At 61.9% G+C, this 24368-nt stretch carries 18 protein-coding genes; 8 read left to right on the top strand and 10 right to left on the bottom strand.

Annotation, left to right across the window (positions count from 1 at the left end):
• Positions 1–46: 46 nt before the first annotated feature.
• Genes ACTFPK_RS07520 through ACTFPK_RS07510 form a run of 3 tightly spaced genes read right to left on the bottom strand, consistent with a single transcriptional unit; the run spans position 47 to position 2252 of the window.
• Positions 47–1114, bottom strand: coding sequence for an NAD-dependent epimerase/dehydratase family protein (locus ACTFPK_RS07520; protein WP_016443159.1), 1068 nt, complete (start codon positions 1112–1114; stop codon positions 47–49).
• Between the two features lie 33 nt (positions 1115–1147).
• Positions 1148–1522, bottom strand: a complete 375-nt coding sequence (locus ACTFPK_RS07515) for a DUF2304 domain-containing protein (protein WP_231366720.1) — start codon at positions 1520–1522, stop codon at positions 1148–1150.
• Entirely contained in the window at positions 1497–2252 is a 756-nt protein-coding gene (locus ACTFPK_RS07510; protein WP_439911396.1) for a glycosyltransferase family 2 protein, read from the bottom strand. Before ACTFPK_RS07510 ends, ACTFPK_RS07515 begins: the two co-directional genes overlap by 26 nt.
• 126 nt (positions 2253–2378) lie before the next feature.
• Here ACTFPK_RS07510 and ACTFPK_RS07505 point away from each other — a divergent pair, with 126 nt between their 5' ends.
• Complete coding sequence (locus ACTFPK_RS07505; RefSeq protein WP_320757776.1) at positions 2379–3797, top strand: glycosyltransferase family 39 protein; 1419 nt, start codon at positions 2379–2381, stop codon at positions 3795–3797.
• Between the two features lie 124 nt (positions 3798–3921).
• Here ACTFPK_RS07505 and ACTFPK_RS07500 read toward each other — a convergent pair whose 3' ends face one another.
• Both ACTFPK_RS07500 and ACTFPK_RS07495 read right to left on the bottom strand, forming a co-directional pair.
• Positions 3922–6369 carry a glycosyltransferase gene (locus ACTFPK_RS07500; RefSeq protein ID WP_320757777.1) on the bottom strand — a complete coding sequence of 816 codons (2448 nt, stop codon included), beginning with the start codon at positions 6367–6369 and terminating at the stop codon, positions 3922–3924.
• On the bottom strand, positions 6366–7889 hold the full coding sequence (locus tag ACTFPK_RS07495; RefSeq protein WP_320757778.1) for a hypothetical protein: 1524 nt from the start codon (positions 7887–7889) through the stop codon (positions 6366–6368). Before ACTFPK_RS07495 ends, ACTFPK_RS07500 begins: the two co-directional genes overlap by 4 nt.
• A gap of 306 nt (positions 7890–8195) precedes the next feature.
• On the opposite strand from ACTFPK_RS07495, the gene ACTFPK_RS07490 reads away from it, so the two are divergent.
• Genes ACTFPK_RS07490 through ACTFPK_RS07480 form a run of 3 tightly spaced genes read left to right on the top strand, consistent with a single transcriptional unit; the run spans position 8196 to position 12277 of the window.
• Positions 8196–9122 (top strand): ABC transporter permease, encoded by a 927-nt coding sequence (locus ACTFPK_RS07490; protein WP_274732849.1) that lies wholly within the window; start codon positions 8196–8198, stop codon positions 9120–9122.
• Between the two features lie 24 nt (positions 9123–9146).
• Positions 9147–10394 (top strand): ABC transporter ATP-binding protein, encoded by a 1248-nt coding sequence (locus ACTFPK_RS07485; RefSeq protein WP_126135040.1) that lies wholly within the window; start codon positions 9147–9149, stop codon positions 10392–10394.
• A gap of 44 nt (positions 10395–10438) precedes the next feature.
• The gene (locus tag ACTFPK_RS07480) at positions 10439–12277 is read left to right on the top strand and encodes a hypothetical protein (RefSeq protein ID WP_439911394.1); all 1839 of its coding nucleotides are present in this window, start codon (positions 10439–10441) and stop codon (positions 12275–12277) included.
• Between the two features lie 110 nt (positions 12278–12387).
• Here ACTFPK_RS07480 and ACTFPK_RS07475 read toward each other — a convergent pair whose 3' ends face one another.
• Positions 12388–14439 carry a glycosyltransferase gene (locus ACTFPK_RS07475; protein WP_274732845.1) on the bottom strand — a complete coding sequence of 684 codons (2052 nt, stop codon included), beginning with the start codon at positions 14437–14439 and terminating at the stop codon, positions 12388–12390.
• A gap of 216 nt (positions 14440–14655) precedes the next feature.
• Between ACTFPK_RS07475 and ACTFPK_RS07470 the strand changes: the two genes are divergently transcribed.
• The 3 genes from ACTFPK_RS07470 to ACTFPK_RS07460 are packed head-to-tail and all read left to right on the top strand — an operon-like array spanning position 14656 to position 17812.
• Positions 14656–15705: a glycosyltransferase family 2 protein gene (locus ACTFPK_RS07470; protein WP_274732844.1), complete on the top strand. Its 1050-nt coding sequence runs from the start codon at positions 14656–14658 to the stop codon at positions 15703–15705.
• Positions 15702–16892 (top strand): glycosyltransferase family 4 protein, encoded by a 1191-nt coding sequence (locus ACTFPK_RS07465; RefSeq protein ID WP_274732842.1) that lies wholly within the window; start codon positions 15702–15704, stop codon positions 16890–16892. The genes ACTFPK_RS07470 and ACTFPK_RS07465 overlap by 4 nt, the downstream gene beginning before the upstream one ends.
• The gene (locus ACTFPK_RS07460) at positions 16889–17812 is read left to right on the top strand and encodes a lysylphosphatidylglycerol synthase domain-containing protein (RefSeq protein ID WP_274732840.1); all 924 of its coding nucleotides are present in this window, start codon (positions 16889–16891) and stop codon (positions 17810–17812) included. Before ACTFPK_RS07465 ends, ACTFPK_RS07460 begins: the two co-directional genes overlap by 4 nt.
• On the opposite strand, the gene ACTFPK_RS07455 is transcribed toward ACTFPK_RS07460, so the two are convergent.
• The 4 genes from ACTFPK_RS07455 to ACTFPK_RS07440 are packed head-to-tail and all read right to left on the bottom strand — an operon-like array spanning position 17726 to position 22497.
• Positions 17726–19360 (bottom strand): hypothetical protein, encoded by a 1635-nt coding sequence (locus ACTFPK_RS07455; RefSeq protein ID WP_274732838.1) that lies wholly within the window; start codon positions 19358–19360, stop codon positions 17726–17728. The two genes, ACTFPK_RS07460 and ACTFPK_RS07455, sit on opposite strands and share 87 nt — an antisense overlap.
• A 57-nt stretch (positions 19361–19417) precedes the next feature.
• Positions 19418–20947, bottom strand: a complete 1530-nt coding sequence (locus ACTFPK_RS07450; RefSeq protein ID WP_274778363.1) for a DUF2142 domain-containing protein — start codon at positions 20945–20947, stop codon at positions 19418–19420.
• Positions 20944–21876 (bottom strand): glycosyltransferase family 2 protein, encoded by a 933-nt coding sequence (locus ACTFPK_RS07445; RefSeq protein ID WP_274734840.1) that lies wholly within the window; start codon positions 21874–21876, stop codon positions 20944–20946. Before ACTFPK_RS07445 ends, ACTFPK_RS07450 begins: the two co-directional genes overlap by 4 nt.
• A gap of 3 nt (positions 21877–21879) precedes the next feature.
• The gene (locus ACTFPK_RS07440; protein WP_274778362.1) at positions 21880–22497 is read right to left on the bottom strand and encodes a dTDP-4-dehydrorhamnose 3,5-epimerase family protein; all 618 of its coding nucleotides are present in this window, start codon (positions 22495–22497) and stop codon (positions 21880–21882) included.
• 170 nt (positions 22498–22667) lie between these two features.
• On the opposite strand from ACTFPK_RS07440, the gene ACTFPK_RS07435 reads away from it, so the two are divergent.
• Positions 22668–24362 (top strand): DUF2142 domain-containing protein, encoded by a 1695-nt coding sequence (locus tag ACTFPK_RS07435; protein WP_274778361.1) that lies wholly within the window; start codon positions 22668–22670, stop codon positions 24360–24362.
• Positions 24363–24368 lie beyond the last annotated feature (6 nt).

The raw sequence follows: 24368 nt of genomic DNA, 5'->3' as shown, positions 1-24368 counted from the left end.
CGCAGTTGCCGGGTCGTCGCCGCACGCCGCGCTGCGGTTATCGGGTTTAGAGATACTGGGTCTGGGTGTTAATCCAGGAAGCAAGGCGCGTGAAGCCTTCCTCCACGTCCACTTCGGCCTCGAATCCGAGGAGCTCGCGGGCTGGCTCCGGATCTGCCCAGGCGTGGCGTACGTCGCCGTGGCGCCACTGGCCGGTGATCTTCGGTTCGGGAGCCCCGTAAATCTTCGCGATAATCTGGGCGGCTTCGAGGATAGTGGTGTAGTGGCCCGCTCCGATATCTACGGAAACACCCGGGCATTTCTCAATTTCAATCATCTTAATGAGGGCGCGGGCCACATCATCAATAATGATGAAATCGCGGCGGATAAGGCCGTCTTCATACACGGAAATTTGCTGTTTATTGTAGGCAACCCGGCAGAAGAGGGACATGATTCCGGTGTAGGGATTGGAGGGCGTTTGGCCCGGGCCGTACACGTTTTGCAGGCGCACAATCCCGATCTCACAGCCGAAAGCATCGCCCCACATGCGCAGGAGCTGTTCCTGGGCAATCTTGGTAACCGCATACACCGAGGAAGGATGGGGCTCCACCAGGGCGGCATTCATGGCCACCGGCTCGGCCTCCGGGAAATCCCATTCTTCTTGTTCAAACATGGCCACGGTACGTGAACCGGGGTAGAACAGCTCACCGGCGTGCTCCCCGGACGTGTGCCGCCAGGCACCTTCGCCGTAGACCGCGCGCGAGGAGGCAAGAACAATGCGCTGCGGGATAACCTGGTGGCGCGCGAACGCATCAAGCATCGTGGTGGTGCCCACCACGTTCACGGAGGCGTGCCGGGTGGATTCGGTCAGGGACTGCCCGGTCCCGGTTTCTGCCGCCAGATGGACAACAACATCCGGGGTGAAGCGCTCCAGCAGGGCATCCCAGGCGGCCGGATCGGTCACATCGGCCTCGTAGAGCTCCACGCGCTTATCGAAGCCGGCCGTGGGCTGATGATCCGGGTGGATCTGCGGATGCAGATTATCGAAAGCGATAACCTGCTCGTGATGGTCGGCGAGGTACGTTGACATCGCCGCCCCAATAAAACCGGCACCACCGGTGACAAGAATGCGCATGGAAGTCCTTCCTTTATTTGATGCACATGAAGTTTACGCCTCGGCTGGGGGCGCCGCGCGTTCCGCGCGTAGCAAAGCTATTTCTTCAGCCAAACGCCGCCGGTCTTCTTCTAACCGGGAGACGGCGGTAGAGAGCTGGATCGTCACCATGAGCAGCACGACGCACGCGATCACCAGAATCATATTGGAGGCGCGTTTGAAACCGAGGGCTTGGGAAACGAGGAAAACAACCTGGGGCCAGATCGAAATCACGAGCAGGCCGATGCCAATAAGGAACCAGATATACACGTAGGTTTGTTTCATCCGCCGGGAACGCAGCAAGATAAACAGGTAGACGAGGAAGATGATGCTCGCGGCGATCGGCAAGAGGCGGTAGAGCACGTTATTGCCTTCCTTCGGTTCCGTCAAGATCTTTTTGGGCGGGGCGGGTAGAGGCTACCGCCATGGCGATAATACCGCGCAGCAGCAGGCGTGCGGCCTTGAGTGGGTTATGGGAGGGAGTGCCGCCCTGCCGCTCGCGCATCTCCACTCCCACCTGGGTGACACGCAGCCCAGCTTTGCTGGCGATAATAAGCGCTTCGATGGTATCGCCCAGGTATTCGGCCGGGAGTTCGTCGGCGAGTACCCCGATGGCTTTCCGGTTCGTGAGCTTGAAGCCGGAGGTGGTATCTGTAAGCCGGGTGTGGTGCACGCGGGAGAGCACCTTGGAGAGGAATCGCATGGCCCAGGCGCGTGGTCCGCGCACCCGATAGGAGCCACGTTCTGCAAAACGCGCCCCGATAACGATATCGGCACCGGTGGTATCCATCTGTTCGAGGAGGCGGGCGATATCTTCGGGGCGGTGCTGGCCATCGGCATCTACCTGCACGGCACGGTCAAAACCGTGGCGCCAGGCATACAGGTAGCCAGTGCGCATGGCCCCGCCCACCCCGAGGTTAATGGGCAAATTGAGGACAGTTGCGCCACCGGCCGCGGCCACCTGCGCGGTAGCATCCCGGGAACAATCGTTGATGACCACGAGGGATGCGTGCGGAGCTGCCTGGCGTAATTCGGTGAGAACCGCCGGCAGCGCCTCTTCTTCATTCCACGCCGGAATGAGGACGACGAGACGTAGAGGCCTGTCTTGCTCAGAAGTCATTCTTTGATTTTAGGCCATTTAAGCCCGGGCTTGAACGAGCGCTCGTGCTGTGTGCCCTATATGAGGGGTGGTACTTCGCGATAAGATAACGCGGCAAGTGAAACGTTGTCCATCTCAAGGAAATTCATGGTTGCAGCCACGCACGTAGATGTTCGGACGCCCCAGGCCGATTCGTCTTCTCAGCACTCTAAGCATCGGGCGGCTCTGGTATCGCGGCTGCGCAGAATCAGCGCCGGGCGCCCCTGGGTGGTGTGGTTAGCCGTCCTGGTGTTCTTCGGGATTCTGGGAGGGGCACTCAATCTTCATTTCATCACCACCAATCCACACCTTTCTCCTTTCGATGAATACGTCTACCTCGACGCGGTGGATAAAGCCGGGCGCGGGATTGTAGTACGCGATGGGATGACCACGGATTCCTATGCCCGTGAGGTGCTGGCCTGCCTCGGTTTCGGTTCCAACCCGGTCAGCTCGGCAACCATCGGGGTGTGCGGGGGAGATTTCCCCGAGGATAAGCTCCCCTTCGCCGGCTACACCACCGCCGGGGTGCATTCCCCGGTCTACTACTTCCTGACCGCGTGGCTGGCTAAGCCGTTTATGATGCTCGGGATGGGCTTGCTGGGCAGCGCTCGCCTCACCAGCGTGCTCTGGTTGGTGCTGGGGATGACGGTCCTTGCCTGGGGGATGCGCCGTATTGGTGCCACCTGGGCGATGGCACTTACGGTACCGCTCCTCATCACCTCGATGCCGACTTTCCGAACCACGAATTGCTATATCACCCCGGATGCGCTCAATCTCCTGGTGGGCACCCTCATTATTTTCGGAAGTATTTTCTACGCGCGCCGGCAATGGTCTCTCGGTTGGCTGCTCCTTATTGCCGCGGTGGCCTGCGTGGTGAAAATGCAAAATATTTTCGCGGTGGTGGCTGTCCTGATCTTCCTGGTGTGGTACCGGATACGGCCCGGGCACGGTTGGGGGAAGAAGGCTGCTGCTGATCCTGCTAGCTTGCCACGCTGGTGGGAAATTGGTGCTCTCGGGTCGGTTTCCGCGGTGGCCGGTGGGGCCTGGCTAGTTATTCGCCCTTTCATTACGGTGGCGCGCCCGGATATTGTGGTGGATCCTACCGGGGTGCTCGATGTGCGTCAGCTTCCCTATATGACCGATGATGCGCTTCAAATTATTTTCGCTGGTATTGGTGGGACGGCCCAGCAATACCCGAAATCTCCTTTCGCGAGCCTGGCGCTCTGGCTGGGAATTACCGCCATCGTGTGCGTGGCGTGGATCCTGGAACGTCACTCCACCCTGGAACAGCGTTTTAGCCAGGCAGCCGCGGTTTCCTTCCTTGGTATCGCTCCGGGGGTGGTGCTCGGTTTCAATATCCTTTCTGGCTCCCTCACCCTTATGCAGCACCGCTACGGGATGGTCCTTATCCCGCTCTTCTGCGCGGCGGCGGCCTGGATCAAGCTGCGCCACTCCGTGGCCTGGGGCCTGGCGCTGCTGACCGCGTGCATGTACGGCTACGCCCTCATTATTCCCTCGGCAACGTAGTGCGGCGCCGCAGCGCGTCGTGGAAACGTAGCAGCTTGCTCACAATGCTGCCGGTACGGTGATGCCCGCGGAACGCCAAGAGCGTCCGCGGGCATCCGTGCACCTGCCGCAGGTGGGCGGTGTACTAGATGTACTTGCGCAGCCGGGACTTCACCTTGGAGGCCAGCACCTTCGGGCCGCCGGTGCGCAGGTAATCCACCACGAGTTTGAGATCACGCACCGGGTTGAAACCCGGGTCGATAAAGCCAAGCATCGTTCCGGGTACATCGTCGCCGGTGCGGAAAGCCAGATCAGCGGCCCGGCGCGGCTGCCGGCAGAACTCCAGCAGCGGGGCGAGCGCCCGATCCCAGTGGAATTGCTGGGCGAAACCGGCAATATTCGCACGCGCGCGGGCCGCTGCGGCGTCGTCGTATAGCAGTGTTTCAAGCGCTGCGGCCAGGGCCTCCACATCGCGCGGGGGCACCGCAATGCCGATACCTTCGCTATCGAGGGCATTCCCGAAAGAATCCCCGCTGGTCGCCACGATCGGCAGTCCCGCCCATAGGTAATCGAGGATACGGGTGCGGAAAGAGAATTGGGTTTCCACGTGCTCGAAATGGGTGGAGACCCCCACGTTTGCGTCCAGCAGGTAGTTCTGGCGTTCGTGGTAGGGAACCCAGTCGTGGTTGAAGAAAACGTGGGTATTCATCAGGCCTAGCTCATCGGCCAACGCCACCGCTTCGGAGGCCACTCGCATGGCCGGCACCCCGGGATTGGGGTGTTTCATACCTAAGAAATAGAGCCGCACATCCGGGTGGGTGCGGGAAAGCTGGGCGACCGCGCGGATGAGGGAGAGCGGGTCGAACCAGTTGTAGACCCCGCCGCCCCACAGGATGACCTTGTCATCCATGCCGATACCGGGAACCTTCCCGCGGATGGCGTGTTCGGTTTGCCGGGGTGCTTCTTCACCCAGACCGAAAGGCGCAATATCGACGAGACTGCGCACATCCGCGTCGTCGGGCAAAACATTACGGTTGATGCGGCCCATGCTCGCCAGTTGCCCGAGCCAGAAGTTGCGCTGTTTATCCGAGGCACACAGGAATTTATCGGCGCGGGCCAGCTGCCGGTTGAGTACGCCGGTTACCCCGGTAATGGAGCGTTCGCGGCCCTCCGGGCCCTGGTCGCGGGCCTGTTCGAGCTGCTCGAGGTGCATGGGATCGTAGATATCGGCCACGATGATCTTTTCCGAGCTCATGAGCCACGGGGCGCTTTCCAGTAGGAAACCCTGGAAGATAATGACATCCGCCCAGTCGGTGCAGGCGCGCAGGGTATCGGTATCGCCATTGTGGATCTCGAAAGCTTGGGGTGCGACCTTTCCCACGCCGGCCGTGGAACACAACCGCACCGGGTGCTCGAGTGCCAGGCGAGTGCACATTTCCCAGGCGCGGATGGCCGGCCCGGCCATTTTCTCCCCGATGGGTTCACCGGTTACCACCAGCACCTTCGCCTGCCCGGAAAAACGCTTCGCGATCCCGAAGAAACGCGCCAGCACCTCGTGGAGGTCCAGGTAACGCGGCAGCGGATAGGCCGGCTCCATGGCATTACGCATGAGGGTAATAATCTCCGCATCGGACTTCTGGCGCCCGGCCTGGATTTCCCGGCGCGATTCCACGAGGGAAGGCAAAATATCGCGGAAATACGAGACCGCGTAGGGCGCGGTGGCCGCCATTTTCGTAATGGTGCCCTCAGCTGCGCGGTAAGAATCGGGGCCGCGGCGCTCCTCCACCTCGCTGCGTTCCGCGCTGCGCTCCAGGGCGAAAGCAAGGGCGGGAGCGAAAACAGTGCGGAGCAGATCATCGCCGAGATTCTTGTACAGGCAAGCCAGCGCATTGCGTTCCAGGAAGTACGTTTCCCGGAAATTCCCGAACTTCTTCATGGTGACGTGGTGGCGGTGGTAGGCCACCGACTCGGGCACGTAGCGCACATCGTATCCGGCGAGGTTGGCGCGCCAGCCGAAATCGGCATCCTCGTAGAACATGAAGTAGCGGTCATCGAAACCGCCCAGTTCCTCAAAAACGCGGCGCGGCACAAACATCGCGGCCCCGGTGGGGAAGAGCACATTCTTCGGGGTATCCCAGGCGCCGGTATCTTCACGCTCTGCCTCGCGCTTGTAGCCCATCCCGAACCACGTCATCGAGGAATCGACGAAATCGATTCTGTCGCCCTCCCAGGTGAGCACCTTGGAGGCCACGCAGCCCACCTTCGGGTCCGCCGCAATCGCCTCCACCGCGGCACGAATCCACTTCTTACCGGGCCGGGCATCATTATTGAGGAAAGCTACGATATCCCCGCGGGAATGCTCCACCCCAAAATTACAGCCCCCGGTGAAGCCCAGGTTGGCACCCGATTGCAGGACCTGGCAGTCAGGCAGCTCGGCGCGCAGGCGCTCGAAAGAACCATCCCCGGAATTATTATCGACGACGACGATCTCCAGATCCTGCGCCGGCCAATCACATTCACGCAGGTAGTGCGCGGCGGCAATCGTATCCTCCGCCCCGCGGAAATTGACAAGAATAACGGAAACAGAGGTCACTTGCGTTCTCCCTTGAGAGTGCTGGCCAGGCCGCGCAACGCGCGGCGTAGGTGGGGATGCTTGCGGGCACCGGGCTTGCCGGGCTCCTCGTACAATTGGGTGGTTTCCACCCGTTCATAGGCGTGGATGGGGGAGCGCAGCGCGGCGAGAGCCGCTGCAATACCGCCGTTTTCCTGAGCGACGAGGCTGGTGAGAGAGTGATCGTCGTCGTACGTATTCTGATCCAAGCGATAGTTCCCGGACAGAGCCCCGAGCACAAAATCACGCTGGGCGGTATCCGCGGTAATAACGCGGTCCGCAACACTGAGCGTTTCGTTGAGGACGCTAGCGTTCGCGCCCACGCTTTCCGTACCGGTGACCCCCACCCAATCGGTGCGGACCATCGCGGTGAGATTCGCGGTGGCGACATCGGCAATGACCACCCCGTGGTTCCCGCTCCACGGAACGGCACGGGCCGGAAGATTGAGAATATAGGTCACCGCGATTGTTTCGACGGCGCTGGCAAGAGTGCGACGGGCCGCTTGGAAGGGCGCGGTGGGATCGGCGCTGCGCTCGCTCAGCTCTTTGCTTTCCGGATCCCACAGGTAGAGCGGTTCGGGAATGTCAGCGGCGATCCGGGAGAAACGGGCACGGGCCGCGGTATCGGAACCGGCCACCGCGAAAGCGATACTCGGCTCATGATCGCGGCGGATATCCGCGAAAGCCGTTTCCAGGAAATCCCGTTCGGAGGTGGGGATCCCGGCGCTAGCCCAGACCCGGTCAAGGAACTCGGCCATATGGGGCAGGCGGCGATCCGGGATACGGGCAGCGGCAAGAGCCGCTTCATTCCGGCTTTCTAAGCCGGCCAGGGAGGCGCTCCAGTCGCGTACTACCTGGGCGCCGCTGAAGGTGGTGGAGGGGACGTGAAGTAAGGGCTCGGCATCGTTCCCGGGGCGGCGGGCAAGATCCAGGGCGGCGGTATCCACCCCGGAGCTGCGGAGCGGGTGATCGATAAGGGCGGTGACAAGCGGGGTGAGGAATTCCAGCTGGTAGGCCGGGGAAAGATTCTTCGTGAGGATACGCAGGTACTCCACGGTATCGAGATCGGGGGTTCCGGCTTCGAGGAGCGCGGTAGTGCGCAGCTCACCGGGTACTCCGGCGGCACTCAGGCGCCACTGGGCATCGACGGCCAGGGCCGGAAGCGAGAAGGCGGTATCGAGGCCGCCGCACAGGTGGAGCGCCCGCGAATCAAAAGTGTAGACCGGGGCGGGGGCGGCGAGGACACCGCGAGATTCGGATGTGTTCGGTTTGTCAGCAAGCGAGGCACACCACGCGGTATTGCGCCCCGGGGTGGCAAGGAGCTGAGCGAGAGCTGTTTTTGTAACAGCACCGGGAGTGGTGACCACTGCAGTCACCGTTTCTCCCGCGGTGAGATCCGCGCGCGGGGCGGGCTGGCCCGCAATGAGCTCCGCAACACGGTAGGGGAGGGCGCGCGCTAAAGCCGGCCCGGCTCCGGCGGGAACAAGAACACAAACACTCATGACTGCCTATCATCCTCCGCGGGGCGGCAAGCGCGGCTCGCGTAGCCGCGGCGGCTCCCGGGTGAAACTTACTTTCTCTATCGTACAAGGCGACGCGAGGTGGCGCTGACATCACGCCGCAGGGCCTGCTACCGGAGGAGTGCGCGCTTCGGCGCGCGGCCCGGTGCGTGGCGCGGCACGTGTGCTGGTACGCGGCCCGGCGCGCGGAGCGGCCCGCAGCTGGGTAATATGAGACAGATAGGTGCATGCGCGCGGCTAGCCCGGGTGGGTAGTGAGAAGCGCGAATGCCGGTAGGAAAGGTCGGGTATGGCAACAGGGCGCGAACGCGAGGTGGGTCCCGAGGCGCAGGCACGCTTCGAAAAACTCGCCGGCCAGGATCTCACGCGCGTGGCTATTGACACCGGGTTCTTTAGCGGGTGGCGGGCTTCCATCCGCGATATTCTCGCGCATCGCCACCTTCTCGGCCTGCTCACCCGGCGGGAGCTCAAGGCACGCTACAAGGATTCGGTGCTCGGCTACGTGTGGACCCTGGTACGCCCACTTATCAACCTGCTCATCTACTACTTCGCCATCGGCAAGGTATTGGGCGCCGAACGTGCCATCCCCGATTTCGCCATCTATGTTTTCGCCGGGCTCACCGCCTGGGGGCTTTTTTCCCAGATCGTGGCGGCCTCCACCGGTGCGATCGTGAGTAATTCCGGGATCGTCAAAAAGGTGTATCTCCCGCGCGAAATCTTCCCGCTCTCCGCGGCCGGTGCCGCCTTCGTGGACTTCCTCTCTCAGCTGGCCATTTTGGTGTGCGGGGCCCTTATTATCCGCGGGGTGCCGTGGGGGAGTACCCTCATCTACTTCCCGATCTCCCTGGCCGTGGTGGTGGTGTGGGCGGTGGCCTTCGGGCTTTTCCTCTCCGCCGCGAATGTTTACCTGCGGGATGTGCAATACCTCGTGGAAGTTATTCTCCTCATCGGTTTCTGGCTGACCCCTTCGGTGTACTCCTTCGCGATGATTGCCGGAGCAGCCCCCGGTTGGATGATCAACCTCTATCTCCTCAACCCCACCTCGGTGGCGGTTATGGGCTTCCAGCATTCCTTCTGGGCGGCCGGGCAGGGCGCTCTGCTGCCCTCCCATCTCCTCAGCCGCCTGGGAATCTTCCTTATTATTGGGCTGGTGCTGCTCTGGCTCGCACAGCGCTACTTCGCCCGCATGCAACGTAATTTCGCGCAGGAACTCTAAAAGAAAGGCGAGGCAAGGATTCTCATGTCACGTCCCGACGTCATTCAAGTTGATGGAGTTTCGAAGAAATTTATCGTCCACAAAGATAAATCCCTCAAGGAACGCCTGGTTAACGCCGCACGTTCACGCACCCACGCGGAAGAATACTGGGCGCTCAAGAATGTCTCCTTCAGCGTGGCTGCCGGAGAATCGGTGGGCCTGGTGGGTGCGAACGGTTCGGGTAAATCCACCCTTCTCAAAGTGATCGGCGGGATCCTCACTCCCGATGCCGGGCAGGTGCGCACCCGGGGGCGCATGGCGGCGCTCCTAGAACTGGGTGCCGGTTTCCACCCCGACCTGACCGGTATGGAAAATATTTATCTCAACGCTTCTATCCTGGGGCTTTCTGAAGCGGAGATCGATGCCCAGCTCGATTCGATTATTGAGTTTTCGGGGATCCGGGATTTCATCCACACCCAGGTGAAGTTCTATTCCTCGGGGATGTACGTGCGCTTGGCTTTTGCGGTGGCGGTGCATTCGGATCCCGATATCCTCCTCGTGGACGAAGTGCTCGCGGTGGGCGATGAGCCTTTCCAGAAGAAGTGCATGGAGAAGATTCGCCAATTCCAGCGCGAGGGGCGCTCCATTATTCTGGTTTCACATTCCGCGGCGCAGGTCATCGAGGTGTGTGATCGCGCCGTCGTTCTGGATAAAGGCGCCATGGTCATGGTGGGGGACGTGCGCGACGCGATGTCTCGCCTCCACCAGGGCTACCAGGCCCAAATGCTGGCTGAACTGGCCGCGAAGAACGGCGGGGTGCTCACCGCGGTGGATACCCACCCGTGCAGTATTGAGAACGCCGCGATTGTGGACGGGGTGCGCACCTCCGATGATGGGCTCTTCGTGCATATTAGCGGTGACACCATGCGCATCGCCTTTGATCTGGTGGCCCATGAGCCTTTGCATGATTATGGCGTGGTGGTGGAAATCGCCACGATGAACGAGGGCACCCCGGTTTTCGGGATGTCGAGCCGCCGCCTCCAACTTCCCCTGCCACCCATCACGGACCGGGAAACTATCATGGTTGTTCTTCCCGACCTGCCGATTGGGGAGGGCGATTACATTGTTAATCTTGCGATTCTCAACAGTGCGGATATTGAAATCGAGCGGCGTAATAGCGTTGCGCTCTTCACCACCAAATCCGATGGCATGACCACGGGATTCGTCAAAACCTTCCCCGAAGTCTATGTTCATAATGTTAAGATCGAGGCGGGGAGCGCAACGAGCCACTAACCGCGTTCGCGGCCACCACGCTCCCGCGAACAGAGGGGAACCACGTGCCAGTTATCGATGCCCAAGCGCGCAGCGCTCCGCTGCGGTGGCGCACCCGTGGCTTCGCGGGCCTGGGCGCTCTCCTCTATTCCCTCGCCCTGTCGTTTATCTACGGTGTGAACGCGTGGGCCATCGGCCCGGTGCACGCCTGGGTGGCCGACCTTGGGCGCCTGCAATGCGGAACTGAGTTTCCGCGCCTGTACCTGCAAGAAGGGCGCTGCCCCACCATCGGTTTTCCGGAAGGGACAGCCACGGTCAACGGCGGTATTTTTAGCCGCGCGGCCACCTTCTTTTCATTAATATTTCCCGGCGACGCCGCCGCAACGCTCTCTGCGTGGTACCTCATCTGGATCGTCCTGGCACTGGTGGGCGCCTACGGGCTGTTCTTCTGGCTCACGGCGCACCGCCTGATCGCGGCACTGGCTGCCGCGGTATGGATGATCAACCCGTCCCTTATCGGAATGGGGAATTTTGGTACCACCTTCTGGGGCGCTCTCCTTCTACCCGCCACCATCTACGTGGGCACGGTGCTGCTGCGTTTCTGGCTGCAGCCGCCCTGGTGGCGCCGGCTTCTTGCCGGAGCCGGTTGGTGCGGGGTTCTTACCTGGGCTGTTTTCCTTGATGGTTATTCTTTCGTCATGCTCGGCTTCACCGCTGGGGTGGTGGTTATTGTGCTACCGCTGCTGCGCGGGCGTAGCGGTCTGCGGGATGCCGGTCTGGGCTTTGTCTATATGTCGGTTGCCAGCGCAGTTGCGCTAGTGGTCTATTACCGCAGCGCCGGTGGTGCCCTGGCCGGCATGGGTACCAGCGAAGATTTCTTCCGCTCCATGGGAGTGGATGTAGCTACCACGATTATCCCCACCTCGAGCGTATGGTGGGCCGACCTCCTCGGAATTGGGCTGGATGCGGATGCGCTGTGGGGAGACGGCACCAACGTCCGCTGGAATTACATCGGTATCGCGGCCTTGGTGCTGCTCGTTTGCGTGCTGGTCTGGGCGCGCGGGTCACGCCGCTACGTGCTGCTCTGGGCCTGCGTGGCGCTGGTGGCCTTTGTTATCGCCCTGGGGCCCTCGCTGAAATGGTGGGAGATCCGCGGTCCGCTGACCCCGCCGATTCAGGTGAGCGACTACCTGATGCCCCGCTCGGAGGCCGTGTGGACCTTCCCGTGGGCACCGCTGTATGAGGAGCTCTCGGGGCTAGATCTCATGCGGGCGATCTACCGCTGGATGCTGGTGGTCCGCCTGGCTCTTCTCGCGGCGCTCGCGAGCGGTATCAGCGCATTGGTGCGCAGCGAAGCGCGAGGTAGCTGGAGGCGGGTAGCCTGCGGAGTTCTAGCCACGCTGGCCGTGGTGGGCTCCGCCCCGAACTTCGCCGGCCTAGCGGCAGGTGCCAGCTACCGTGCCACCCATCTTGAGGCACTTATCGGTGAGATTCCGGAAAAACTTGATGCAGCCCTGCCGGACGATGCCGTGGTGGCTTTCAGCTCCCCGGTATCAGGCGGTAATGATTTCCTAGCCGGGGTGCTCGCGAGCGAGTCTGACCTGGTCCTCTACAACACCTTCGGAGATAAAGATGTGGCCCGGGCCCGCGAAAACTGGACCCCGGAAATGCAGGATGTCATCGGTTCGCACGCGAACTTTGGGCATTCGGTGTGGCAGGTGCTCTACACCGGGCAGGTGCAAGCGGTTATCATCCCGAATTTTGATTTACGGTGGGGAATTGAACAGGGGTCCACGGATACTTTTGCCGCGGAGGCGCAAGCGTTGCGTGAACAAATTGCGTCCGATCCGCGCCTGCGGGTGGAACCCCATAAGGATTTCACCATCGTGACGCTCGCGGAATAGCGCACTGGCGTACTAGCAGGCAAGTGCGCCAATGCGCCAGCGCATGATTGGCGTGCGCGTTACCAGGATTAGCGGCAACGCGCACGCTTCGCCCCCGTTGCCCTCGGTGCTCAGACGCGCGTAATCCCCGCGAAATCAAAGGCGGCCGCGAGATCCTGGTGGAGGCGAGGCACGCCCATAATCTCCTGAATATGGCGCTCACCCGCGGTAGCGAGGCGCTCCCACAACTCATCATCACGCATGCCATCCACGATGGCCCGGGCGAATTCCTCCGGGCTATTGGCGATCAGCGCGGTGTGGCGGTCCTCCAAGCCCATACCCTCTGCGCCGATATCGGTGGTCACAATAGGCACGCCCCAGGAGAGAGATTCTCCGACCTTCCCCTTCACGCCAGCACCGTAGCGTAGCGGCGCGATGGAGAGTCGGGCCGGATTATAAACATCGGCTAAATCAGCGGCGTAGCCGCGTAGCTTCACACCGTTCCCCTCAAAAACGCGCAGGGATTCCGGCGGGTTCTTCCCGTACACATTGACCTCGACATCACCGAGCTCTTTACGCACCAGCGGGTGCACCTCGGTGAAATACCATTTCAGGCCATCCGCGTTCGGGGGATGGGCGAAGGAGCCAATAAAACTGATGCTGCGCCGGCCCGTCAAACCGGCGGGGTGCTCTACCGGGACGTGCACATTCCCCACTACAAAGACCGGAAGTTCGGGGTGGTCCGCATGCAGCATCTTGGCCTCTTCGGAGGACACAACCAGGGTGGCGGTGCTCGCTCGCATAACCCCGAGCTCCAATTCCTTAGTTTGATGCGCGGCGGTGATAAGAGCAGCGTCATCGGCAAGTTTCGCTTCGCGTAATTCGCGGGTACCGTGCAGATCCACCGTGTCAAAAATAACGGGGACACCCGGAAGTGCGTGGGTAACGGGGAAGAGGCTTGCGGCGGCTACCCCAACTCGGGAGAGTATCACCCCGCGCACATTCCCGCGCAGCAGGATGGTGAGGGCTTGCCCGCTAATATTCGCGCGGCCCATATCGTTATATGTATCGTAGACAACCTGGATCCCGTACGCGGTCAAATTGCCGACATAGGGTTCGTGGCGGGTTTTGTTTTGCGGAATGAAGATGGGTTGGTATCCGAGCCGGAGCAGTTCCAGCAAAATCTGTTCCATTCGCACCGAACCCGAGTCCAGATCCGGGGTGATAACAGCGCCGTCGCATACAATAACAACATTTTTCGTATGAACGGCTCGTTCGATCTCAAAATCGGGATCCTCTTCTGGACTTAACGGCTGCGCGGCCAGCTCAGCCGCCCATTTTTGCCGGAACTTGTCCCGATTGATGACCTGGTAACGTTTCGTTCCAGACGAGGTTTCGGTCCCGTTCGATACGCCTTCGTGGTGAATAACGAGGGAGCGCGGTTCATAAACGGTGCGGTAGCCCAAGCGCCGTACTTCAAAAGCCAGATCGGTATCTTCGTAGTAGGCGGGAATATAGCGTTCATCAAAGCCGCCCAGTTCATCAAGAATGGACTTGCGTACCGCCAAGCACGCTCCGGAACAGTAATCAACATCCCGGAAATAGGTATAGGAGTGATTTTCGGGATTATCTCCCTTCCCGTAATTCCAGGCGCTACCGTCAGAAAATACCACGCCGCCAGCTTCCTGCAACGTACCATCTGCGTACACCAAGCGCGCTCCCACCAGCCCAATGGTGGGATCCTTCAGGCGTTCCACAATGGGCAGGAGCCAGCCGGGATTCACTTCGGTGTCATTATTGAGATAGATAACAATCTCACCGCGCGCATACTGGAGTCCGGTATTGCAGGCCCGAATAAAACCGCCGTTTTTCGGCATATGAACAACGCGCAAGCCGATAATGCGATCCAGCTTCTTGCCGGTGGAATCCGGGGAACAATCATCTACCGCTATGATTTCATAAGGAATATTCCCTGCCGTTTCCGCCACCGCTTTCAGGCAGGCAAAAGTTTCCTTCCAGTGCCCGTAGACAGGAATAATGATGGACACCAGCGGCCGCTCCGAGCAGGGCACCTGGTAGAGAAGCTTCTGGAGTACCTTGCGCCCGGCAGTTTCCGCTCCCGGAACGCGGCGCAGCGCGGAACGGAGGGCAGTCATGGCCGAGGAAGAAGAAACATTCGTCACGGCGGAATCCTTTGGTTGAAGAGGCGGCATCGGCTGTTCTGTTCTTTGAATTGTACTGTAGCGGCGCGCCGCGGCGCGGGAAGCACGGACCTCGCGGCGCGGGATACTGTTGGGATGCCGGCGCTCTCCCAGCGTGCACCTGCGTATCTCCCCGTGCGAGCCCGCGTAGCTTGTTAGGCTAGGTGCTGGATAATCGCTGATATGGCGGAGAGGGATATGAAACTATTTGTGCAGGTTCCGTGTTTGAACGAGGAAAAAACCTTGCCCCTGGTGCTGGAGTCCATTCCCAAGGAAATTCCGGGCATCGATAGCATAGAGATCCTTATTATCGACGACGGCTCGACGGACGCGACCGTGGAGGTCGCTAAATCCTACGGGGTCACACACTTTGTGCGCCACGCCCGCAACCAGGGCCTGGCACGCTCCTTCCGGGACGGCGTGGAATACGCGCTCGCGAACGGCGCGGATATCGTGGTGAATACCGACGGCGATAACCAGTACCCCCAGGAAGCTATCCCAGAACTGGTGGCCCCCATTGTGGCCGGGCGGGCCGATATCGTGATCGCGGACCGGCAAACCTCCAAAATCGCGCACTTCTCCCGTTTCAAGAAGCTCATGCAGAATGTGGGTTCCCGGGTGGTCAATCGGGCGGCCGGCACCAAACTCCCGGACGCTGCCTCCGGTTTCCGCGCCTACTCCAAGGGCGCGCTCTACCGCCTCAATGTGGTCACCCAATTCTCCTACTGCATGGAGACTATTATTCAGGCCGGTAATAAGCGCTTGCGTATCGACTCCGTACCCATTACCACCAACCCGAAAACTCGCGAATCGCGCCTGTTCTCCAATATTTTCCAGCACATGTTCAAATCGGGAACCGCGATTGTGCGTTCCTACCTCATGTTTAAACCCCATGTGCCCCTCGGCTGGACGGCGGCGATTACCGGGATCCTCGGTGCCATTCCTTTCATCCGCTTCCTCATCTTCTACTTCATGGGCCAGGGCGCCGGTCATATCCAATCTCTTATTTTCGGCTCGGCCATGATCGTGGCTTCGATTATTTCCATCACCATCCTCATCATCGCGGACCTGCTGAAAACCAATCGCGTGCTCCTCGAACAGCAACTTGAGGGCATAAAAGCCCTGCGCTTCGGCCCGCCGCGCCCGCTGGCTGCCACCGCGAGCATCGAGCAAGCCCCCCATGCGCTCAACGTGCCCGATGAGCTGGAATCCCGCCAGGTGGGCGAGGCGGGGGAGGCCCGCGCGTGAGAATCCTGGGCTTTGGTACCTACAACACCGCGAACCACCCCCGGGTAGGGGTGCTGCTGCGCGGATTGGCTGACCACGGGCATACCGTGCGTGAACTCAACTACCCCCTCGATACCGGCACCGCCGGGCGGGTAGCTGCGCTCGCCAGCGCCCGCGGGGCACTTTCTTTCGGTGCGGATATTGCCCGGCACTGGTGGCGCCTGGCGCGCGGAGCCCGGCGCTTCCGCGGCCCGCACGCCCCGGATGTTATCGTGGTGGGCTACCTCGGCCACGTTGATGTGCTCCTCGCCCGTCTCCTTTTCCCACGCACCCCCATTGTGCTCGACCACCTTATTTTCGCCTCCACCACCGCCACTGACCGCGGCCTGAACACCGGCATCAAAGACCGCCTGCTGCGCACCCTGGATAGCGCCGCTATTCGCGCCTCCACCATCACGGTCCTGGATACCCCCGCGCACCTGGCACATATGCCCGAAGCCCTGCGCGCTCGCGGCGTTGTTGTTCCTGTGGGCTCGCCGGAAAGCTTCTTCGCGGCCCGCAGCGCGCATCCGGTCCATACCCCACCCCGCGTGGTTTTTTACGGCCTCTTCACGCCGCTGCAGGGCACTGTCACGATTGCGCGTGCCCTGCGCCTTGTCGAGGAACGCGGCGTGGACCTCGAGGTTACCCTCATCGGTACCGGTCAAGATTATGCTGAAGTGCGCGAGATTCTGGCGGGCGAGGGCGCGCACGTCCGGGTGACGTGGCGGGATTGGGTCGACGCCGCCGCGCTGCCGCGCGATATCGCCACCCATGACCTCTGCCTGGGAATCTTCGGAACTTCGGATAAGGCCCAGCGTGTGGTTCCGAATAAGGCCTATCAGGGCATGGCCGCTGGCCTGGCCCTCATCACCTCGGATACCGCCCCGCAACGCGAGATGCTCAAAGAAGCCGCCTGCTACGTTCCCGCGGGGGATGCCAGGGCGCTAGCCGATATGCTCGTCCGCCTTGCCGCGGATTCGGAAGTTGTTACCGCGGCACGCGCCCGCGCCGCCGCGCGCGCGGATCTAGCTTTCCACCCCGCCCAGGTGGTGCGCCCCCTCCTCGCCGCCCTCGACCGAGTCCCGGGCCGGCGCGGCACGAGCCGCAGCAAAGTCCCAGATTTTGGTGCAAATATCCACCAGAGCGGCGAAAAGAGCACCCGGTGAAGAAAATTCTCAGCGTCCTGCAAGCACCTCCCGTGCGGGCCGGGTTTATGATCCTCGCGGTCATTGCCGCGATCTGGGCCATCGTGGCCAACCGGGAGGCCGTGGGAGAGGCGCTAGCCGCACTGCCCTGGTGGGTGAGTTTGGCCGGAATCGCGCTATCTCTCCTCTACGTGGCCTGCACGATGGTTTCCTGGCGCTACCTTCTCAATGACGTGGGCCAGCCCGTCCCCGCGCGGGTAGCCCGGCGTATTTTTTATAGCTCCCAAGTGGCGAAATACCTGCCCGGCGGAGTGTGGAATTTCGTGGCGGCCGCGGAAATGGGCGCGGCGCATTCCATCGCCCGGCGGCGCTCCTTCGTGGCGTTGCTCGTCTCCATGGTAGTTTCCATCGTTACCGGCCTGGTGCTGGCGGTCCTCGCGCTGCTCCTCGGCCCGGCCGGCCTCATGGCGGATTACGGCTGGCTTGCCCTGGCCATCCCGGTGAGCGTGGTGGCCCTGATTCCACCGGTTCTCAATAAAATCATTAGCCTGGGCCTAAAAATTCTGCGGCGCGGGCAACTGGAAGCACAGCTGAGTTGGCGCGGCACCGGCCTGGCGGCATTGTGGGCCGCGGCCGGATGGCTCCTCATGGGCGCCCAGCTCTGGCTCATGCTCATATACCAGGGCATGGCCGCCTCGATCCCCACCTTCCTGCTCGCCACCGGCGGTTACGCGCTAGGCTGGACCGTCGGTTTTCTTGTTTTCTTCGTCCCGGCCGGGGTGGGCGTGCGGGAACTGGCTCTTGCCGCAGTACTTTCTACCGCGGTTGGGAGCGGGCCGGTTGTCGTCGTCGTACTACTCTCGCGTGTTTTCACGACTCTCGCGGACGTGAGCCTCGGGCTCCTCTCCGGTTTCGCTGCGCGCCGTGCGGCCCGCCGCTAGAGTCTGCGGATGCAGATACTCGCGCCACGCGGCACGGAGCGCGCTCAGATGCGGGCGGTAGCGGCGCACAACAACGTACGCAACCGCGCAGGAAAGTCCCACGCACAACAGGAGACCCAGGAGCGCGCGGGGCGGCGTCGTCCAGGCGACCGCGAACACCGGGGTACGCAAGCCCACGTAAAAACGCCAGGCCATCCGCACCGTGAAATCAATGGTGGTGACGGCGAAGAGCAGTGCCCCGGCCAGGGAAAGAACCGGAAGGAGACGGGAGGCGCGCGCGGGATCCGTCTGTTTACGCAGGTCGTGATGCTGGAGGAGGGCCGCCGCGCATGTCACCAAGAACGGGAAAACGAAGGGGAACCAATAGCGACCCTGCCACATAACCAGCGGGATCCGATCCGCCACCGCAGTATTGAGGAGCAGGGCGCTGAAGGGGAGGACCACCACCCCGAAAATAACGGCGCGGCGGTGGTGGCGTGCCCCGGCCCGGTAGACAGCGATAAGCAAGCAGGCGAAGAAAATCACGTAGCACAGGGAGACCGGGCTGCTCGGCTCCACGTTTCGCCAGCCCGCGGTACCTATTGTTTCGTGAATGTAATAGGGCATGGTCCCCAGGATTTGTAGACCCATGCGGAAAGCACCCTTATTCGCCACCGGATCGGGTGCTTTCCCGTAGGTGGAGGCCAGGTAATTCCATCCGAACCAGGCGAGGCACCCCAGGGCACATAGCGCGAGGAAAATCCAGAATCCGGGGGTGCGCAGGTAGCGCTGTACCGCCACGCGCCCAAAAATAATTGCGAAAAGTAGACACAGCAGTATTGCCCAGTAGGGACCCACCGGGCGCGCGCAAATGAGGGGGATAGCGGCTAGACCCCCGCCGATCCAGCGCCACAGCTCTTCGCGGGCGGGAACGCGGTTGAGGAGGGGGAGGAGGAAACCGGTGAGGGCCAGGGCCGCCCCGATTTCCATCGATTGCGGATTAGAAAAACCGCTGAGGGAATAGAAACCCGGAGCGAGCAGGCCGATGGTGAGATAGGGGAGCGCCGCGCTGCGCAGCCCCGCGTAAAGAGAAGAGAAGCCGAGCGCGGCCAGCCCGGCGAAAAGCCCGGCGGAGAGCACCCGGATACCCCAGAGCACATATTTCCCGGAGGCCAGCAGCAGGGGCCAATGGGTGAGGTAGTAGTAGAGCGGCGGATAGTTAACCGCCGAGGTGCCCTGGGAGATGAGTTCGTCATTTGTGGTGAAAATACGGGAGCAGAAAGCGGTGGCGGCCGGGTCATGGCGCCAGCAATCGGGGGCACCGCGCCGCAAAAAAGCGGGGGCATCCACGCGGATACTCTTTTGGGGGATTTGCCCGGTGACCACGGCATAGCCGTAAATTTCGTGCTGGGTTTCATCGGGGCCGCCGTTGAGCGGGGTGAGCAAACTGAGTCCCATCGCATAGATAAAGAAACCCACGAAGGCGAGGAGGAACATTTTCCCGTGCACTACCCGCCGGCGGTCCCGCGAAAAATCGATGGAACGCGCCTCAGCAGCATCGCCGCCCATGATCACCTCGATTAGTCATTGATTTACGTACATCTCATAACAAGTAAGCCCAAGGAATTATATGACGGGCGCGGGAGAATCGGCACATCTGCGCGCGTAGCGCCACGTGAACACCAGGTACGTTCCCGCTACCGTGATGGCGAGCGCGGCGCCGATGAGGGCGTGCGGCGGGGTATCGGTGAGGACCCGCTCCAGTGGCGCCGTGGTGATGCCCGCGTAAAAACGCCAGGCCATCCGCACCGTGATATCAACGGTGGCCAGGAAGAAAAGAGCGGAGGTCGCGCGCGCGAGTGCCCCGCTCACCGTGGAACGACGGCGCCCGGAGGTCACTATGACCATCACGCACACCCAGAAGAGCGGGAAGAGGAAGGGGAAGCCGTAGCGGCCCTGCCAGATAGGGAAGGTGGTGCGGCTGAGCACCAGGGTATTCATGAGGACGGCGCTGAGCGGCAGCGATATAAAAGCCAGGGCGATAGACACCCGGTGCCGCGCCTTCCCCCCATGCCACGCGGCCGCCACAACGGCGAAGATGACCACCCAGTAGAACACCGTGACCGGTACCGAGGTGGTCACCGAGCGCCAGCCGGCCGTTCCGATGGTTTCGTGCATGTAGTAGCGGAAGTTCCCGAGCAGGCGCAACGTGAGAGCACCCCAGCCGTCGTTGATAACTTCGGTGGGGGTGGGGCCGTAGATTGTGGAGATGCGGGTCCAGGCCAGCCAGCCCAGACACCCGGCCGCGCAGAGTGCCATAAATATCCCGAAAGCGCGGGTACGAATATAGGTGCGCACCCGCTCGCGCCCGAATACCCCGGCCAGCAGCAGGCACATGGCAATAGCCCAGTACGGACCTACCGGGCGTGCCAGAATGAGCAGGAGTGCCGCGCAGCCCCCCGCGATCCACCGCCTCGCCGTTTCCCGCGGGGGAAGGGACTGAACAAGCGGGATGAGGCACCCGGCCATGGCGAGGGCCGCCCCGATTTCCAGACTTTGGGGATTGGAAAAACCCGCGAAGGTGAAAAAAGCCGGGGTGAGGACGGTGAGGGCGATGCAGGCTTCGAGGCGGTGGGGCAGGCCGGCCACGAAGGCGGAAACCCCGAAAGCCGCCAGTAACGAAAAGAGCAGCGCGGAACATATCCGCACGGCCCAGAGCGCCGCCGCACCGCTGAGGAAACGCAGGGGCTGGTGGGTGAGGGCGTAGTAGAGGGGCGGGTAATTGACCGCGCTTGTTCCCATTTCCCGCAGGGTGGCATCGGAGCTGAGCGGGGGTGAACACCACGCCGTTTGGGCGCGGGTGGTGCGCCAGCAATCGGGGGCACCCGAACGCAGGTAGCGCGGGGCGAGCACCCGTTCCGATTCGAGCGGGATATTACCCGTGACCACCTGGTACCCGTAAATTTCGTGCACGGGTTCATCCGGGGAGCCCTGCAGCGGGGTGAGCAGACTCAAGCCTGTGGTATAGCAGAGAAAAGCGAGAAAAGAAAAAAGGAAAATCCGAGGGGACCACAAGCCGCGGGCGGTGGGAGCGGGCGGGTCAGCCGGAGCAGCCGGAGCAGCCGGAGCAGCGGGGCGGTGCGGACGAGGTGTCATACTGCCGCATCACCGATGCGTCCGCCGCGCCGCCGCCGCGCATCACGTAATCCCTGGCGCATGAGCTGGCGCCGCTCGGCCCCGCGGTCGAGGAGCAGCCCGTTAAAGGCTAAGTATTTCGCTAGCCACCAGGCATAGCGTACCCGCCACTTGCCCGGGAATAGCGAACTGCCAATCACCCGGGCGGTATTGCGCACCAGATAGTAATTGCGGATCGGGGCATGGACGTGGACCGGTTGCGTGCGCCCGGGAAGAAGAACGACGGCGTCACCTAGGGAGTGGTAGAGCCGGGCGGCCGTCACGCACACCAGGCGCCACCCCTGGCTGCGGGCCCGCACGCCCCACTCCAGGTCCACGTGGTCGATAAAGAGGGCGGTGCCCATCCCGCCCACGTCATCGAGCGTCTCCATCCGAATGAGGCAGCCGGAGGCGATAAGGAAAGCAACGTCGAGGACCGGGCGTTCCAGTTCGGCCGCGGTGGCGCGCTTGGGGGCCCACTCGCGGGCAACGTAGACCAATTGGTCCTCCCCTTCGCGTTCTTCGCTGGGGAGGGGGCCGGCGGCACCGATCTGAGGATCACCGGCCAGTACCTCGAGCAGGCGGGCCACCATATCCGAGCCGACCAGGGAATCCTGATCCATGAGCAGTACGAAACGAGCGCCGCGGGCGCGAGCCTGCTCAATGCCGATATTCGTGGCCGCCGCAATCCCGAGATTCTGGGTGAGTGAAATGAACTGGGCATCCACCGCGCGGGCGCTTTCCGCTACGGCTGCCCGGCGCGATTCTTCCGAACCGTTATCAATAACCACCACGTGCCCGACCTGCATGGCCAGCGCGGTGAGACGAGCGGCGCAATTCCCGTCCGGGTTATAGGTGATAACGACCGCGGTGACCTGGTTGGCAAGGGCAGATAGCTCAGCCCGCTTCATAATTTAGCTCCGCAGAGTGCCAAGGAATGCCTGGACGTCCTCGTAGCGGGGGAGGAGCCCGCTGCGTTCAGCCTCGTCAAGACCGGGGGCCTCGGTATCCTTCGGGGAGAGCAGCAACTCGAGTTTTTTGCCCTGCCGATCAGTTTCCGGGAAGACCAACCCCACCTGCGAGCACAGCGGATTCACCCCGTGTTCCCGCCCGGGCGCGTATTGCGCCGAGCACAGGTAGACCACGGTGGAATCATCTTCCAAAGCTACGAAGCAGTGACCCAGGCCCTCCGAAATATAAATGGCTTTCCGGGTGTCATCATCGAGAAGAACGGAATCCCATTTTCCGTAGGTGGGGGATCCCACCCGGATATCGATAACAAAATCGAGAACCGCACCGCGCGGGCACATCACGTACTTTGCTTGGCTGGGCGGCACATCAGCGAAGTGGATACCGCGGACGGTGCCGGCCTTCGACGCGGAGGTATTTACCTGGCGCACATCCAAACGATGACCGATTGTCTCTTCAAAAACGGAGGATTTGTAGGCTTCCAAGAAAATACCGCGTTCGTCGGGGAAATGCTTGGTGGTGATTTCCCATGCGCCCGCAATCGCTAATTCCCGAATCTCCATGACGTTATCCTTATGTCGGCTACTCGATGTACGGGAACTACGATACCGTCTCCGCGCCGGTGATGCGGAAGCTAGACTGGAAGAGCTAGCGCCTTTCCTTGGTCCCGGCCTCATTTAGCCGGTGAGGAGGGCAGGCCGCCAGGCGCCCTGTCAATTCCCCGAAGGACCGTATGAGAAGCACCGATACCACCATGAGCTCACGCCGTTTCTTCACGTGCGCGGGCTTCCTCACGGTTCTCTTCCTTCTGTGGCAAATGCTCTGGGCCCTTGGCAGCCCGCCGCTGCGTACCCCGGATGAACCCCATCACCTCAATTCCATTATTCGACTCGAGCAGACGGGGCAGTGGCCCGACCCGGGAACAAGCTGGCTCTACCGCGATATTTTTGAGGCGTCGCGGGCTAGTGGTCTGCTCGTGGAGGGTGCCCCCAGCTACTCCTTGCATTACCGCACTCGCCTGGGGCGAGATGCCTGGATAGGTGCGGATCCGGATTCTTATCCCAGCCAGAAAATTCTCCCGCACGAGCAGCGCAGTTCCCTACGGGCCGAGGGGACAGTTCCGATTTTGGATCAGATGACCCAGCATCCCCCGCTCTATTACGCCGGCGGGGCACTGGTGCTCCGCGCCACCGGGCTGACGGATGCCCCCTGGGATCGCCAGATCCTCACCCTGCGGCTCTATTCCATTGTGCTGACGTCGCCCCTAGTGCCCTGCCTTATTTTCGCGGCCCGGCGCGCCGGCCTCAGCCGACGTGGCGCTCTGTTGGCCTCCGGCACCGTGTACGCAATCCCCATGCTCGCCTTTATCTCCGCTTCGGTTACCAATGACGCGCTCTTCATCGGTGCCGGAGCCCTCACTATGGCAGCGGTGAGCGCGGCCATGTTTGGAGCCGGGCGGTGGCGTACCGTACTCGGGGCGGGGCTTGCCCTGGGGCTCGGCTTGTGGAGCAAGGGGATTTTCATTCCCATGGGCTTGGTGGTCTTTCTCGCCTTCCTCGCCAATCCGCGCGTAGGAACATGGGGGCGGCGCCTGGCCCAGGGACTGAGTGCGGGACTCATCGGTGTCGTGACGGGCGGGTATTGGTGGCTGCGCAATATCCTGCGCTACGGCGTTATCCAACCGGATGGTTTCCAGGCCGAAGCCAAAGCGCCGGGCAGCGACATCGGCTTCTTTGCCGAGCGGGTGACCACGTCCTTTGTGGACTCCTTCTGGTCGGACTTCGGGTGGTTAGATGTCACTTTTGCCCCGCCCCTCCTCATTATTCTTACTCTTCTCGCACTTATTCTTCTTGTTCGCGCCCTCCGTACCCACCCGGATAAGCTGTGGCGCTTCCTCATCTTCACCTCGAATATTGTGCTGGTCCTAGGAATGCTTATCGTGCAGGCCTATAGCCAGTACCGGGGATTGGGAATTATCGGCGGAGTGCAGGGCCGCTATCTTTTTGCCGGAGTTGTGGGCTTGCTCGTGGTCATCACGATGGGCGCGGCCGGGCACCACTGGGATCCGCCACTGCCCGGAACCGCGAGCCGGCCCCGCTACCGTGAAGAAGCAGGGTGGCGCAGTTTCCTCCTCCCCGCGCTGGTGGCCGGAAGCATGCTCCTCTCCGCTTACGCGATGCTGCTGTGGTTGCGCTCGTGCTACCCGGGGGCTTTCTTGGGCATAGGTGTAGAACGCTGGGCACGTGCGGCTGGACTGCCGGCACCGTTGCTCGTGAGCGTCGCGGCCCTCGGGTATGCCGCGCTCCTGGCGGCCGGGGTAGTGTGTTATCGGCTTACCCGCGCCCAGCTGCTGCCCCAGTTTCACCCCGTGAGGCCGGCGCATCAGAGTGCCAGCTCATCTCACCCTGCCGCGGCTTCGGTCCAATGAGTACAA

It is taken from the genome of Actinotignum sp. UMB0459 (genome assembly GCF_051905915.1).
Classification (GTDB): domain Bacteria; phylum Actinomycetota; class Actinomycetes; order Actinomycetales; family Actinomycetaceae; genus Actinotignum; species Actinotignum sanguinis.
This window is presented reverse-complemented; position numbering and strand designations above follow the sequence as displayed.